We start from the raw sequence: 14,430 nt of genomic DNA, 5'->3' as shown, positions 1-14,430 counted from the left end.
TGTGGTTCCCCCGAAATCGTGGAGGGTTTCCTATGCCGCTTCCGGCTTGGACTTGGATTCCCTGATCTCGTAGTTGACGGGCGATAACCCATCGGCGGCACTGTGTCGGCGTTGGTGATTGTAGAAGGTGTAACACCAGTCGATAACCACAGCCTGCGCATGGATAGTATCACGGAAACGGTTGCGCGACAGCACTTCCCATTCCAACGAAGAGAAGAACGCCTCCGCGGCAGCATTATCGAAACACGATCCGACCCGGCCCATCGACTGCCGAATCCCCAACTCCCAGCACAACTTCGTGAACGCGTGTGCGGTATAAGTACCAGGTTCAACCGGTCGACGCAACACCTCGATGATGGAGGTGCTTTCGATGGGACGACCACCAGGCTGGGCGGCAGCGTTGACAGGGCGGGCGGTGATGCGTTCCCCGGGTCGGCCTCCGATACGTCGGGATCTCGAACGGGCATTCTGGGTGCAGATCGCGGCCGGGCTTACCAGCGAGGACGCGGCGGTCGCGTGCGGCGTGTCGGGTCCGGTGGGGACGCGGTGGTTCCGCAACGCTGGCGGGATGCCGCCGATCGAGCTGGCCCCAGCGTCGGGGAGATACCTGTCCTTCACTGAACGAGAGGACATCGCCGTCATGCGCGCGAAGGGAATCAGCATGCGGCAGATCGCGATCAAGTTGAAGAGATCGCCGTCGACCATATCGCGGGAACTCCGCCGCAACGCCGCCACGCGGGGTAGCAATCTCGAGTACCGGGCGTCGACGGCCCAGTGGAAGGCCGACCTCGCCGCGCGACGACCCAAGACGGCGAAACTCGTTGAGCATGAACAGCTTCGCGCGTATGTGCAGGACAAGCTGTCCGGGGTTTTGCGAGACGACAATGGTGAGGTGGTGGGCCCGTTCGCTTCGTGGAAGGGCCGTAACAAGCCGCGGCGAGCCGATCGCCGGTGGGCAACGGCGTGGAGCCCGCAGCAGATCGCCAGCCGATTGCCCATCGACTACCCCGACGACGAGTCGATGCGGATCTCCCACGAAGCGATCTACCAATCCCTCTACATCGAAGGACGCGGGGCGTTGGAACGGGCGCTGGTGGCGTGCCTGCGGACCGGGCGGGCACTGCGCAAGCCACGGGCTCGGGCGAAGAAACTGCGCACCGGATTCATCACCGACGACGTGACGATCGGCGCCCGCCCCGATGAGGTCGAGGACCGGGCCACAGCCGGGCATTGGGAATCTCAATGCTGTTGTCAAGCCGCCAGTGCGGGGTTGGCGGTGTCGGGTTCGCGGTAGTGGGTGTGGTCGCGGAGCATGGCCCAGATGACGTTGATGCGGCGTCGGGCCAGGGCGATGAGTGCTTGTTTGTGCGATTTTCCTTCAGCGCGTTTGCGATCGTAGAACGCTCGGGAGGCCGGACTGTTCTTCAGGCTGGACAGCGCAGCCAGGTAGCAGGTTCGCAGCAGTCGGCGGTTGAAGCGGCGGGGCCGGTGCAGGTTGCCGCTGATGCGCCCGGAGTCGCGTGGGACCGGGGCCAAGCCGGCGACGCAGGCCAGCCGGTCGACCGAGTCGAAGCCATCGAGGCTGCCGCTGATCTGTGCGAGGAACGTGGCGGCCAGCACGGGCCCGAATCCGGGCATGCTGGTGAGGATTTCGGCGCTCCGATGGTGTTCGAAGCGGCCGGCGATGTCGGTGTCGATCTGTTTGAGTTCCTCGTCGATCGCGGTGATCTCGGCGGCGAGCCTAGCCACCAGCTTCGCTCCGATCGTCTGGGTGGGCAGTGTGCTCCGTTGAGCCTGGGCGGCATCGACGGCCATTTGGGCGACTGTGGTGCTGTTACGGGCGCCGCGTGCTTTGAGCCATGCCGCCAGTCTGGTGGCACCGATCCGGCGCAACGCCTCCGGGGTCTGATACCCAGATAGAAGCGTAAGTGCTGCTTTGCTTTTCGAGTAGTCGAAGGCTCGCTCGAGCGCCGGGAAGTACTCAAGCATCGTCGCTCGGAGACGGTTGATCGCCCGCACCCGATCACAGACAACATCAGTGCGGCGTGCAGTAAGCAACCGAAGATCGGTGGCGATCGGATCAGACCGCCGGACCGGCTGCAGATCGGTGCGCATCCGAGCCTGATCGGCAATGATCCGCGCGTCCTTGGCATCGGTCTTTCCATCGCCACGATAGGTCGCCGCTGCATGGTGCACGATGCGTCCTGGAAGATAGAGCAGGTGCTGACCATGGGCGGTGAGCAACGCGATGAGCATTGCCGCCCCACCAGCGTTCAAGTCCGTCGCCCAGCACACCGCAGCGCCGGCCGCGATACCGGCAACGGTGCCGATCAGCTCCAGCAGCGCCGTTTCATCGTTGTCCACCTTCGTCGACAGCAGCACATTGCCGTGCTCGTCGAGCACCACGCAGTGGTGTGACCGCTTCCCGGCGTCGATGCCGGCCCAAATCGTTGGCATGTTGGTGTCCTCCTCTCGTCGTTGTGCCAAACTGCCCTGACGATGACCGTGCCGACACGTCCTTAACCAGCGATCGACGTCGCAATTCTCAATCAGCGGTCGAGCCATCGGCGGGCAGCGGGCGGCCATTCCCAGTGAGCCGTCCCAGCGGCAGGGAGACCTGAGCCATACCCGCCACCCGAGGGTGATCAGGACCTTACGACGGCTCCGAAACACCCTTCCAACAACTTAAGGAGGGAGATCTCATCATTGGCCTCAACCGCTCCGCGGTCGGCACCCTGGTGGAGCGGACCAGCAGGTTCACCACACTGCTCCATCTGCCGCGCAAAGATGGTTATGGCGCAGCTCCGGTAATCAAGAACGGGCCGGCGCTATCGGGGTATGGATCGGAGTCGGTTCGCGACGCGCTCGCGGTGGCGTTGACACCGTTGCCGGAGCATCTGCGCAGGTCGGTGACGTGGGACCGGGGTAAGGAGTTGGCTCGTCATGCCGAGTTGACCGCGGCGATGGGAATCAAGGTGTACTTCTGCGATCCCTACAGTCCGTGGCAACGCGGGACGAATGAGAACACCAATGGGCTGCTGCGGCAATACTTTCCGAAAGGAACCGACCTTGCTCGCTACGATCGCAGAGAGGTGCAGGCGGTGGCCGATGCACTCAACAACCGCCCCCGCAAGATACTCGGGTGGAGAACACCCGCGGAAGTGCTTGCAGACCAACTACACTCAGGATCACGGCACGGTGTTGCGACGACCAGTTGAATCCGCCAGTACTACCGCGGTCGGTATGGAATATGACCCGCTCGGACTCCTCATCTCGCCAGATCGTTTGGCGGNCACCGCGCGCGGCCACCGCCATCTTGATCGCCGCACACGCCAGCTCGGCATCGGGGTGCAGGCCCATAGCCGCCCCCAACAGCCGGCGACTGTAGAGGTCGATCACCGTCGCCAGATACAATTTTTGTCCAGATCCGGTGGGGATCTCGGTCATGTCACCGACCCATTTGCAGTTCGGCGCGGACGCAGTGAAGTCCCGTTTGACCAGGTCAGGAAACTTCGGTGCCGTCTTGTCCTGCCTGGTCAACCCATTACGGCGCTTGATGCGGCGCGCCACCAAACCCTGACGGCGCATCGAGTCGGCCACCGTCTTCTCCGACACCTCCCACCCCAGATCACGCAGGTCAGCGATCAACCGCGGCGAACCATGCAGTCCCCTGGCCACCTGAAACGCCACAGCGACCGCCGCGTCGAGCTGCGCGCGGCGCCGATCAGTGTCGGTATGCAACCCATCGGTGGCCCCAGCACGGATGATCCACTTGTAGAACCACGACACACTGACACCCAACAACACGCATGTAATCGTATGCGGCACACGGTATTTGGTCCTCTGGTCGGCGATGAAACGTGCCACACTCACTTCGTCGCCTCCTTCACCCACAGGACCACTGATCGCTTGAGGACATCGCGCTCCATTCGGAGTTCAGCGTTCTCGCTGCGTAAGCGTTTGAGCTCCTCCACGTTGTCGCGCGTCAACTCGCCGCGGCCCTCCCGGGACTCGCGGTCCTGGTTCACCCAGTTGCCGAGCGTGCCCTCGTTCATCCCCAGATCCCGCGCGACCTGAGCGATCGGCTTACCCGTCTCACGCACGATCCGCACAGCCACAGGGTGTTGCCCCAACCGCTGCCGGGCAGTTCGTCGGCGTCGAACCCGCGCTGGAGGTCCTCTCCGGTGACGCCCCATAGGAACGTCTCGACACCGTATTCGGCACCGCCGGAGGTGGCGATGCGCGGCGCACGCTCCAGCGTGGACGCGACGACGGTGCGGTAGCCGCGCAGCGGCGGGTCGAGGACGTACAGCCCGGCGTCACCGAACCATTCGACGACCTGCTGGCCGTCGTGGACGACCCCGGCGGCCGGGCCGACGAAGCGTGCAGATCCCATGGTGTCGTTCATTGTCATCGCCCCTTCGGGGTTCGGTGGCTCCACCCTCAGGTGGAGCCGATTGGGTTATCGCGCGGCGCGATTCGCGTTACATCTGATTCTACCGGTGGGCACTGACAAGGTGCCCCGGCGTCACGGCCACGGGTCGTCCTCCGACCACCTCTCACCTGCCGCGAGGGGGTCGAAGTCCGGCGGCGCCATCTCGGGGTAACGAGCGCGGATCGCGTCCATCTTCGGTGCGGTGCGCTCGTAGTAGACCTCCCAGTGGTGGTCGCAACGGGTGTAGTGCTCGCCGCTTCCCGACAGCGCCGGCCGAGGGAATACGTCCCCGCTGCACCGTTCGGGGCCGTCCAGGCAGTCGTCGGTGTCGTAGTGGGTGCTCGTGTCAGACATTGAGGTGGCCCTTTCGTTGGTGACCGACCCCGCGGGGTTGGCCGTTTGTGTTGTCGGACGGTTGCATCCGGCGTTACACGACAACGCTATCAACGACCACTGACACGTCCGGTGGGTGCAGCCGGCCGCGATGAGGGTGGGGAGCCGTCAGGAACGGCGGTAGGTGGACTCCAGTTCGAGGGCTTCGCCGGTCTGCGCCGCGGTGCGGATCTTGGCCAGGGCCGCCTTCGTGATGCCGGTGTCGCGGTCGGCGGGGTCGACGTCGAGGCTGCCCAGGATGCTGTACAGCTCGTCGTCGGACAGGTCTCCGGCGCGGTGCAGGGTGATGGCCCCTATGAGTGCTTCGAGCATGACGCGTTCCTCGGGGGCGTACTTGGAGAACTCCGCGCCGGCCCACGCCATGGGTTCGTCGTCGGCGCGCCGGAGCCGGTTGAGTGCGCCGTCGACGTCCCCGCGGAAGCGGCGCAGGAAACCGGTTTCTTCGTCGGTGAGTCCGGTTCCGGCCAGTTCGGCATCGGCGTCGGCCAGCCACCGTTCCAGCATTGCGTAGACACCTTTGCGGTCAGCGAATGCCAGTGCGCGCCAGAAGGTTCGGAAGGCGCCCATGTAGCGCTTGTCCTGGGGGTGCCGAGGCACGAGGTGGGAGCGGATCACGATGTCGCCGTGTTTGGATTTGGCGACCTTGCCCACCCAGGCTGGGGTGAGGCGGCCCTCTGGGAACTCCACGGGCGTCGCCGGTGGGTACCAGGGCTGGGCCGGCGTGTACACGCGGCTGTCGGTCATGATTGAGGCTCCTTCGGTATGGGTGGGTCGTCCCGGCAAGGCCGGGTTGCGCTTCGGGGGTGGCGGCTAGCTGCGTCGATGGCATGTCCCCGCGTGCGGGCGGGGTGTCTGTTGATGGTCATAGCAATCCTTGCGGGCTCAGGTGCAGGCCGAGGATGATGCCGGTCAGCAGGGCCAGGACCATCAGTGCGGTCGCCAGCGCGGTGGCGGCGAACGGCCAGTGCCGTGGACTCATGGGGGTGGGCGCGACGCGGGTCCAGTAGTCCAGCGCGGCGTGCAGGGCGTCGGGGTGGGTCGGTGACTCGCGCATGGCGGTCTGGACCCATTGCCAGCGCACTCCGTAGGCCAGCATGAGCGCGGCGACCTGGGCGCGCAGAACGTCGCTGTCGGCGAAGCAGCGTGTGGAGGCGGTGCTGTTGGCGGGCTGGAGGAGTTCGGCGATGACGGGCCCGGGTAGGCCGACGCGGATCGCGATCTCGTCCTCTGTGAGCTGCATGTGGTGGTTCCCATCGGGGTCGTGGGACTGGGTACGCATACCCGGCCGGTTGCTGTTGTGGCGCGCCTTGGCGGCGGATTCTTCGTGGCTCACTGTACTGGGCGTCGACACTGTGCGGTCGGGCGTCCTCAGGTCAGGGTGTCGGGCTTCTTGACGGCATCCAGGTGTGCGCACACCTGGTCGATGGTCTCCATGCTCAGCCCCGCCCAGCGTGCCGATCCGCCGTCGCCGAAGTCGACCCAGATCGCGCCGTACGGCTCCGGTTGGATCGGCGTCGACGCCAAGGCGCGGGCATTGCCGGTGACGGTGGTCCGGGTGGGTTCGGTGTGTGTTGTGGCCATGAGCGACATCCTCTTTCGGTTGGCGACCTGACACGCATGTCTGGCCGGATGGTGGAACTGGTGATGGCGTTGACTCTAGTCGGGAGCACCGACAGGATCATTGCGCTCTGCTCGTCAGTCGCGGATGTTCAAGCTAATGATCGTCCGTACCGTGTAGGTGCGAGTGATGTTGCCGTCCCAGCCGATCAGGATCGTCTGAGCGATCTGTACGCCGAGAATTTCCTTCTGTGCCTCGATGTCGCCTGCGGCGTAGGCCTCGATGAAGTCGTCGGCGTCGACACCATCTAGCGTCACATTGCCTGTCAGGTGTTTACCGACGTCGAGGGTTTCTGGCTCATCCAGGCTGTGCTGGCCGTGCTGCAGATCCCCGGTGACGTCGAAATCGACGACGATGGTTTCCGAGGTGTGGATGGGACCGCCCGAGTCCCGCCAACGGCGGGCCTGGTGGGAGCTGATCTTGGCCTTGGACGCGAACTGCTTGAGGCCGCCGGCGCGGTCGATGGCGGCTTGGCGGTCGAGGCGCTGTTGGTCTGCCCCCTTCGGGGTCTTGCCCTTCGACGCGTTGCGGGTCACTGTGCTCGACGCTGGCCGCTTTCCGGTCTCGCGTTGCAGGCGCTTGCTCATCTCGTCGGTGCCGCGGCGGCGCGCTTCAGCCCGGCGCTTGGCTTCTGAGACGCCCTGCCAGCGCTGGGTTTTGCTCAGCTCGCGAAACTTGCGTTCAACGAGCGCTCGCAGTGCGGCGCCGAACCCCTTACCGGTCGACGGCTGGGGCCCTGAGCCGCCGCTCGGCGGCGGTGTGGTCGGGCTGGCCGCAGAGGACGGCGGCGTGGATGGCGGCGTCGGCGACGAGCTGGCGAAGCGGCCTTTCTTCACTGGTTCCCGCCTTGGTCCTCCGCGTCTGATGGCTTGTCGGCGCTGGTCCATTTGATGCGGTATTTACCGTTGGCAGTGGAGTTTTCGTCGAGGATCTGCGGATCGGCGCTTGGCGGTAGTCGGTAGATCCATGCATCGAGTTCGGCGGCGATCGGGTAGAGCCCGTGTTGGGCCGCGATGCCGGCGGCGTAGCGCATGGCGCGGAAGCGGGTGTCCGCGCGGATTGCGGCGTACCAGGCGGGTTGCTGGTGCTGACTCTGAAAGGGGGGCCATTTGCCGCTGCCCATGCGGCCCAGGTAGGTGGTGTAGATGGCTTTGATCATCTGCTGGTAGTCCAGCCGTTCGGCGTCGCGGGCCTCCTGGAGCTTGCCGCGGAGGGCATCGGCCCATCCGCGGAGTAGCCGGGACTGCTCCGGCCAGACCCAGGCGGTGTCGATGTCGAGTTCTTCGACGGCCAGCCCCGCGCCGCCAGCGTCCACGGGGGCCGTGAGGTGCTGGATGCTGCGGGTGGTGACCCAGATGGTGGTGGGCTCTTTCCAGTGCATGCCCGGATGCGGCAGCGGCAGTTTCGTGGTCAGACCGTCCATCTGCTCGGCCGGGGGAAGGTGTAGCCGCCACAGACCGAATGGGGGGCGTTGTTCGTGGAAGACGTCGACCTTGATCTGGTGCAGCTCTTTGGGCTTTCCGTAGCCGAGTTCGACTTGGCCTGCGGAGGCGAGGTAGGCCGCGCGCTGGTCTACCTGGACATCTACGGCGTTTTCTCGGGCGCGGTGCGGGCGGTGGTCCCACTTCACCGGGAGCGTGGGTTCCAGGTCGGCGCCGGCCTCGACGGCCACGTCGGTGGGCAGCGGGCAGGCTTCGATGGGTTTCGTGCGTCCGGAAGCCCGCTTGCGCTCTAGCAGCTGCGCCCCGACGTTGGCCCACCGCGCTGCAGGCACGAGGCCGGCGTCGCCCACGCCGGCGAGCCAGGCGATCCTGTCGGCGAGGATTCTGACTGCCTCGGTTTCGTCTTCGGGCAGTTCGGTGGGTGTGTTCTCCTTGCCTGCCACTCCCATGTCTCCGGGTTGCTGTGGGGCAGGGTCGAGGTACAGCAGCGGCATGAGGACGATCTGCGCTTTGCGTTTCGTGCCGTCGTGGTCCTCGAAACGGCATCCGAACCAACCAGATTGGCTGTAGGTGACCTCGCAGTTGAATGTGGTGGCGACCATGCCGGCGAGATCGTCGGGCAGGTTGTCCATGGGGACCCCGAGCGACACGAGCGCCTCGTAGGTGAACCACACCTGCGGCTGTTCTTTCGGGCTGGGGCCCCAGTTCCACACGAGGAACTTGTGCAGCGCATCCGCGCCGGGCATGGGGCCGGCCACGACCACGCCGGAGGGCTTGACGATGCCTCTGCTGGTGACGATGGCGACGCGGCCGTCGGCGACGATCGGGGTGTCGGTCCACTGCCGGGTCTTGGGTGTCCAGGGGGACGTGCCGTCGTCGCTGGTGGCGGCCTGATCCTCGCCGGCACTCTCGGCCTCGACGGCGGTGTCGAGGACTCGCTCTTCATAGTCGCGGACAGTGGATTCGAACCATCCTCTCCAGAAACCGTTTTCGCGGCTCTTGTCTCCGATCGTCATGTCGGAGGCAGGGAAGTCGGTCGGAAGGGCGCTGCGGCCCAGCCGGGCCACCACCTGCTGGCGGGACAGGCCTGCGAGGTCCTCGGGCGTGCCCTTGGTCTCGATGTACCACTGCAGAATGTCGCTGGTCTCGTCGTCGGCGTCGATGCGGTACGTGCGGCCGCCAACGGTCAGTCGGTAGATCATGGGGTTCCCCGTTCTGTTCAGCGCTGGTCTTTGCGCGGCGGAGGGATGTGCATGGCCAAGACGTCCGGCAGGCGGCCCTGGCGCCATCGCAGTCGCAGCGATTCCACTGCGCTGGCGGTACGGCCGACCTTCAAGGCCGCTTCCGGCACGGTCAGGTTCAGGTTGAGAGCGGTCTTGGCTTCGTCGACGCTCCACGGCTTCTTGACGTTCTTCGCGCGACCCGGAACCGCGGTGCGGGCCGCGCGGCGCTCTATGTAGCGGCGGCGCTCCTCGCGACGCCCCTCGGCGAAACCACCGTCGTAGTCCATGGCGCTCACGCTGCCACCGCCACACATCCCAGATGGCCACTCGGCTCCTGTGGCGTGGCGCTCATCTGCGGTCCCCCCTGGGTTGTTCGGCGGTGCGTCTGCATTTGCCTCGCAGCCTATCACCCCTCAGGTATTACGGTCGGGATACCTGAGTGATATGTTTGGTGTCGCGCGGCACCAAGCGCGGGCCGACCCGAGTTGTCAGAGCCCGCCGCTACAGTGCCCAACGAACGCCGGAACACGTTCTGGCGCTGAGAAACGGCCGGCCTTGAGGGGCTGGTCACCGAACCGAAAGGTGCCCCGATGGCTCCCACTCTCTCCGCCGCCCGCGCCGCAGTCCACGCCGTGCACGTCTTGAAGACTCTGCGCCACGGCGCCACCCCCGCCGCTGAACAACGCGCCCAGCTGGAGCAGTTCCCCGGCTGGGGCGCAGCAGCCCCGCTGTTCGACCCCCAGCCCGCCAACTCGTGGGCGGCGTTGGCCGACGAACTCGACGATGCGGATCCGGCGGCGATGAAAGCTGCCGCGCGCGTCGTGGATACGTCGTTCTACACCCCGCCGGCGCTGATCGGCCACATCTACGCGCTGCTGCAGCACGCGGGCTTCCGCGGCGGCGACGTCCTGGACCTCGGGTGCGGCAACGGCCGCTTCCTGAGCCACGCCCCTACTGCGCTGCCCATCACCTACACCGGCGTCGAGGTGGATCCGGTCGCCGCGCGCATCGCATCCGTGTTACACCCTGAGGCAACGATTATCGACCAGCGGCTACAGCAGGTGTCTCTGTCCGGCAACCGCTTTGACGCCGCGGTGGGCAATGTTCCGTTCTCGGCTGCCAATGTCTCCGATTCGGCGATCGCGTTCTACGGCCCCTTGCACGAGTACTTCCTGGTGCGCGCCGTGCGGGCGGTGCGCCCGGGCGGCTACGTGGTCATGGTGACCTCGCGGCACACCTTGGATGCGGCCAGCGGTCTGTCCTACTCGGTGCGCTCGCACGCTGATCTGCTGGCGGCTATCCGCCTGCCCGCCGGCTATTTCGCCAACGAGGGCACCGATGTGGTCGCCGACGTCCTGGTACTGCGGGTCCGCGGCGCCGACGAGCCGCGGCAGGGTTGGGACACCCGAACGCCCCACCTTTACCTGAGCAGCCCCGACGGGCACGGCCGCACGGACTCCGCTCGAGTGAGCGGGTTCTGGTCAGATCATCCCGAACTCGTCGCCGGCACGATGCGACTGACCGGGTTTCATCAGAACCCGGTCACCGTCGACGCCGACAACCCGCACACAGCAGTCGCCGCCGCATTCGCCGCAGCGCGCCGCCTGCTGCTGCCCTACCCGACCAGCGCTGCGGCCGGCCACCACTTCACCGACGTCACGCTCACCGACGCCGACGGACGCAAGGAGGGCTCGTTTCATCTCGTCGACGGCACGATGGCCCGCGTCGTGGACGGCCAGCTGCAGCCCGTCACGCGGCCGAGCAAGGAACTGCACGCGCTGGTCGCGCTGCGCGACGCCACGGTCGACCTAGTGACCGCAGAGGCCAACTGGGACACCCCTGGCGCGGCGCTGGACCCGCTGCGCGCCCTCTGCCGTGAGTCCTACCTGTCCTACGTCGAGCGCTTCGGCGCGCTCAACCGCGGCACACTGGTCGAGGGCAAGACCGACCCCGACACCGGCCTGCCCAAGCTGAGCTGGCGCGTGCCGCCCATGTCGGGGTTCCGGGGCGACCCGGACTCCGCTTTGGTGTTCGCGCTGGAGCGCTTCGATCAGGAGACCGGGGACGCCGCGCCGGCGGCCATCCTGCAGCGGCGAGTCAACCGGCGACCTGTTCCGGTGACCCGGGCCGACAGTGCCGGGGAGGCCATGGCCGTCTCCCTCGGTGAGGGCCGCGGCTTGGACCTGGCCCGGATTGCCGAACTCCTGGGACTGCCGACAGCCGAGGCCGCGTTCGCCGCCCTCGGCGACCTGGCCTACCGCGATCCGGCCACCGGCCGGGTGCACACCGCCCGCGACTACCTGTGCGGCGACGTCCGGACCAAGTTGCAGGACGCTCTGGCGGCCGCAGCAACCGACGCGTCCTACGAACGCAATGTGTCGGCGCTGCAACAGGTTCAGCCGCGCTGGCTGGGCCGCGATGAGGTGCGCATCGAGCTGGGCTCCCCGTGGGTGGCCGCCGGTGACATCGAGGACTTCTGCCGTGAGGTGTTCGGCGCATCCTGGGTCAGGGTCCACCACATCGCTCCTCTAGCGGCCTGGGAGGTCGAGGGCAACGCCCACAACATCTCCCCCGATGCCAAGATCACCTACACCACGACCCGCAAGTCTGCGTTCGACCTGTTGCAGGCAGGCTTGAACAGCAGCTCCCCCACTGTCTATGACGAGGTGTACGACCCTGCGGCCCGCACGACCCGTCGGGTGCGCAACGCCGACGAGACCGAGGCCGCTCAGGCGGCATTGACGGCCATCGAGCAGCGTTTCTCACTGTGGGTGTGGGAGTCGCCGCAACGCGAGCAGCGCCTTCTCGATCGCTACAACCAGGCGATGAACTCCCATGTACTGCGCCGCGATGACGGCTCGTACCTGACCTTCCCTGCCCTGGCCGACGATTTGCAGTTGTGGTCCTGGCAGCGCGATTTCGTCGATCGCGCCCTGTCCATCCCTGCCGCGTTCGCTGCCCATTCCGTGGGTTTGGGCAAGACCCGTACTGCGATCGCGTTGTGCATGACGTTGCGGCAGTTCGGGATTGCCAACCGTCCGCTCTATATCGTGCCCAACCACCTCATTGAGCAAGCCCAGAGAGAGGCCCTGCAGACGGCCCCGGCGGGCAAGATTTTGGTGGTCACTCGCGAGGACCTGACCCGATACGGCCGGCGGTTGTTCGCCGCTCGTTGCGCCACCGGTGACTGGGACATGGTGATCATGACCCACGAGACGTTCGCTTCCATGCCGGTCCCTGCCGAGGTGGAACGTGAATGGCTCGACGACCAGCTTGCCGAGCTGGAGGACTACAAGCGCAGCCAGGGCAACAACGGTAAGCGCATCGCCGCGGCCGTGCGCTCGCTGGAGGGCCGCATCGAGCGACTGCGCGATGTCGCCACTGACGACGACGCGATCACCTTCGACATGCTCGGGATCGACTACCTGGCCGTCGACGAGGCCGATCGGTTTCGGCGGCTCCCGATCACCACGCGCGCGGAAGGGTTCAGCATGGGCGCCTCCAAACGCGCCACCGACCTGCTGCTGAAGCTGTCGATGCTGCGCCGCGCCAATCCCTCTCGCCCGCACGCGAGCCTGTTCACCGGCACCCCCTACACCAACACGCTCGCCGAAGCGTTTGTCTGGCAACGGTTCTGCGACCCTGACCGCCTGACAGACTCGGGACTGGGCCACTTCGACGCCTGGGCGGCTCAGTTCGTCCGCTACGAAACCCTCGTGGAGGTCAGCCCGGACGGCTCGGGCTTCCGCAGCCGCCGCCGCCCGGTCGTGATCCAGAACGTGCCCGAACTCAGGACCATGATCGGGGCGTTCATGTCGATGGTGCGCAGCTCGATGACCGACCTGACACTGCCGACACCGCACCAGCACACCATCGTCGTCCAGCCCACGGACAACACTCGCGCGTTCATGACCACACTGGTCAAGCGTGCCGACGATCTGCGGGCTCGGCGAGTCCAACCGGATGCGGACAACATGCTGGCGATCTGCGGGGACGGCCGCAAGGTGGCGCTGGATCCCAACCTGGTCGGGTTCGCCGAGGTGGCCCCGAAACTGGAGGCCGTCGCGGAGAACGTCGCGGCGATCTATCACCGAACCCGAGATGCGGTGTACCCGAATTCATCTGAGCCGGGCGCGTTTCAGCTGGTCTTGTGCGATCTGGGCACACCACATCCCGGCGATGCGCAGAGCTACGGCAGGATCCGCGACGGTCTGATTGCCCGAGGTATCCCGGCTGATCGGATCCGGTTCATCCATGAGGCGACCAGCTCGAAAGCGCGCGAAGCGCTGTTCGCCGCGTGCCGCGACGGCCGTGTCTCAGTGCTGTTCGGATCGACGCCGAAAGTGGGTGTGGGCACCAACATTCAGAACCGCATGGTCGCCCTGCACCACGTGGACCCGACGTGGACCGCTCGGGACTGGGATCAGCGCAACGGCCGCGGTGTGCGCACCGGCAACCTGCACGACGACATCGACATCTACTGCTACGCGGTGCAGGGCTCTTTCGACGCCTACATGTTCCAGCTCGCCGAGCGTAAGAGCCGCGGCTTCGAACAGCTCTATCGCGCAGATAGCGAGGTGCGCGAGATCGAGGACCTGGGCGGGGACGGCACCTTGAGCTTCGGGGAGCTGAAGGCCGCGGCCGCCGGCAACTCGCTGCTGCTGCGCCAGCACGAGCTGCAGGTCACCGTCCGCAAGCTGCGCCTGACGCACTTGACCGCACGGCAGAACGTCAACGCCGCACTGCACGCCGCCACCGAGTCCGAGCGCCGCGCGGATACTCTGCAGTCGCGTGCCGAACGTCTCGCCGAGCTGGTCGAGTACCGCCCGCAGCTGGCCACCCTGGACCTGTCGCGTTGCGCCGAGGCCGCGGTAAGCGGCAACGGTCACCGCGCCCGCTGGTCCAGCGGCCCCCTGCTGGTGGAGATCGTCTCCGAGCACGGGGACCAACACCTGCAGGCGAGCTTCGGCTACCGGTCGCTGTGGACGCTGATGCTGCCCGCCAAGGTGCGCCGCCGCGGCGCCGAGGCCGTCGCCGCGTGGTCTCACCAGGTGATCACCGGGTGGCTCGATGGCGCGGTCGACGAGGCTGCCACCACCGCGGCCCGGGCGCAGGATGCACGCGATCGTGCCGCGCAGTCCCGCGCGGCGGCCGCCGGCACCGACCTGTCTGCCCCGGCCGAACTGGTCGCCGCGGAGGTCGAGCTGGCCGAGGTCAGCGCCACCATCAAGGCCGAGATCCTCGACGCCGAGACCGGCCCGCGCGGCGAGCAGGCCGCCTGACCCTGGGGTGTGGGGCTGCGACCGCGCAGCCCCACAC

At 66.6% G+C, this 14,430-nt stretch carries 11 protein-coding genes and 4 pseudogenes; 3 read left to right on the top strand and 12 right to left on the bottom strand.

Going from position 1 to position 14,430, the window contains the following annotated elements:
- Nucleotides 1-30: 30 nt before the first annotated feature.
- A pseudogene (locus H7J06_RS32485) lies at nucleotides 31-321 on the bottom strand (integrase core domain-containing protein); the annotation flags it as partial.
- Nucleotides 322-370: 49 nt separating this feature from the next.
- On the opposite strand from H7J06_RS32485, the pseudogene H7J06_RS26370 reads away from it, so the two are divergent.
- Nucleotides 371-1,237, top strand: a pseudogene (locus H7J06_RS26370) (transposase); the annotation flags it as partial.
- Between the two features lie 14 nt (nucleotides 1,238-1,251).
- Here the strand turns inward: H7J06_RS26370 and H7J06_RS26365 are convergent.
- Nucleotides 1,252-2,457, bottom strand: coding sequence for an IS110 family RNA-guided transposase (locus tag H7J06_RS26365; RefSeq protein WP_264042356.1), 1,206 nt, complete (start codon nucleotides 2,455-2,457; stop codon nucleotides 1,252-1,254).
- A gap of 233 nt (nucleotides 2,458-2,690) precedes the next feature.
- On the opposite strand from H7J06_RS26365, the pseudogene H7J06_RS26360 reads away from it, so the two are divergent.
- Nucleotides 2,691-3,218, top strand: a pseudogene (locus H7J06_RS26360) (IS30 family transposase); the annotation flags it as partial.
- A 7-nt stretch (nucleotides 3,219-3,225) separates the two neighbouring features.
- Here H7J06_RS26360 and H7J06_RS26355 read toward each other — a convergent pair.
- The 10 genes and pseudogenes from H7J06_RS26355 to H7J06_RS26310 form a co-directional block, all read right to left on the bottom strand.
- Nucleotides 3,226-3,873 (bottom strand): annotated as a pseudogene (locus H7J06_RS26355) (IS3 family transposase); the annotation flags it as partial.
- Nucleotides 3,870-4,055 (bottom strand): hypothetical protein, encoded by a 186-nt coding sequence (locus H7J06_RS26350; protein ID WP_264042354.1) that lies wholly within the window; start codon nucleotides 4,053-4,055, stop codon nucleotides 3,870-3,872. The gene H7J06_RS26350 and the pseudogene H7J06_RS26355, both read right to left, overlap by 4 nt.
- Nucleotides 4,052-4,408: a hypothetical protein gene (locus tag H7J06_RS26345; protein WP_264042353.1), complete on the bottom strand. Its 357-nt coding sequence runs from the start codon at nucleotides 4,406-4,408 to the stop codon at nucleotides 4,052-4,054. Before H7J06_RS26345 ends, H7J06_RS26350 begins: the two co-directional genes overlap by 4 nt.
- 120 nt (nucleotides 4,409-4,528) lie before the next feature.
- Complete coding sequence (locus tag H7J06_RS26340) at nucleotides 4,529-4,789, bottom strand: hypothetical protein (RefSeq protein WP_076056685.1); 261 nt, start codon at nucleotides 4,787-4,789, stop codon at nucleotides 4,529-4,531.
- A gap of 147 nt (nucleotides 4,790-4,936) precedes the next feature.
- Complete coding sequence (locus H7J06_RS26335) at nucleotides 4,937-5,572, bottom strand: hypothetical protein (protein WP_076056687.1); 636 nt, start codon at nucleotides 5,570-5,572, stop codon at nucleotides 4,937-4,939.
- Nucleotides 5,573-5,690: 118 nt separating this feature from the next.
- On the bottom strand, nucleotides 5,691-6,068 hold the full coding sequence (locus tag H7J06_RS26330; protein WP_139334801.1) for a hypothetical protein: 378 nt from the start codon (nucleotides 6,066-6,068) through the stop codon (nucleotides 5,691-5,693).
- A gap of 128 nt (nucleotides 6,069-6,196) precedes the next feature.
- On the bottom strand, nucleotides 6,197-6,409 hold the full coding sequence (locus H7J06_RS26325) for a hypothetical protein (protein WP_139334802.1): 213 nt from the start codon (nucleotides 6,407-6,409) through the stop codon (nucleotides 6,197-6,199).
- A 114-nt stretch (nucleotides 6,410-6,523) separates the two neighbouring features.
- On the bottom strand, nucleotides 6,524-7,282 hold the full coding sequence (locus H7J06_RS26320; RefSeq protein WP_076056693.1) for a hypothetical protein: 759 nt from the start codon (nucleotides 7,280-7,282) through the stop codon (nucleotides 6,524-6,526).
- Nucleotides 7,279-9,090: a hypothetical protein gene (locus H7J06_RS26315; protein WP_076056695.1), complete on the bottom strand. Its 1,812-nt coding sequence runs from the start codon at nucleotides 9,088-9,090 to the stop codon at nucleotides 7,279-7,281. Before H7J06_RS26315 ends, H7J06_RS26320 begins: the two co-directional genes overlap by 4 nt.
- Nucleotides 9,091-9,107: 17 nt before the next feature.
- Nucleotides 9,108-9,398 (bottom strand): hypothetical protein, encoded by a 291-nt coding sequence (locus H7J06_RS26310; RefSeq protein WP_067391414.1) that lies wholly within the window; start codon nucleotides 9,396-9,398, stop codon nucleotides 9,108-9,110.
- A gap of 477 nt (nucleotides 9,399-9,875) precedes the next feature.
- On the opposite strand from H7J06_RS26310, the gene H7J06_RS26305 reads away from it, so the two are divergent.
- Entirely contained in the window at nucleotides 9,876-14,393 is a 4,518-nt protein-coding gene (locus H7J06_RS26305) for a DUF8437 domain-containing protein (protein ID WP_264042351.1), read from the top strand.
- The last annotated feature ends 37 nt before the right edge of the window (nucleotides 14,394-14,430 follow it).

The sequence above is a fragment of the Mycolicibacterium hodleri genome, from assembly GCF_025822245.1.
Lineage (GTDB): Bacteria > Actinomycetota > Actinomycetes > Mycobacteriales > Mycobacteriaceae > Mycobacterium > Mycobacterium hodleri.
Note: the sequence above shows the minus strand (reverse complement) of the source record. Positions and strands in the feature narration are given on the sequence as shown.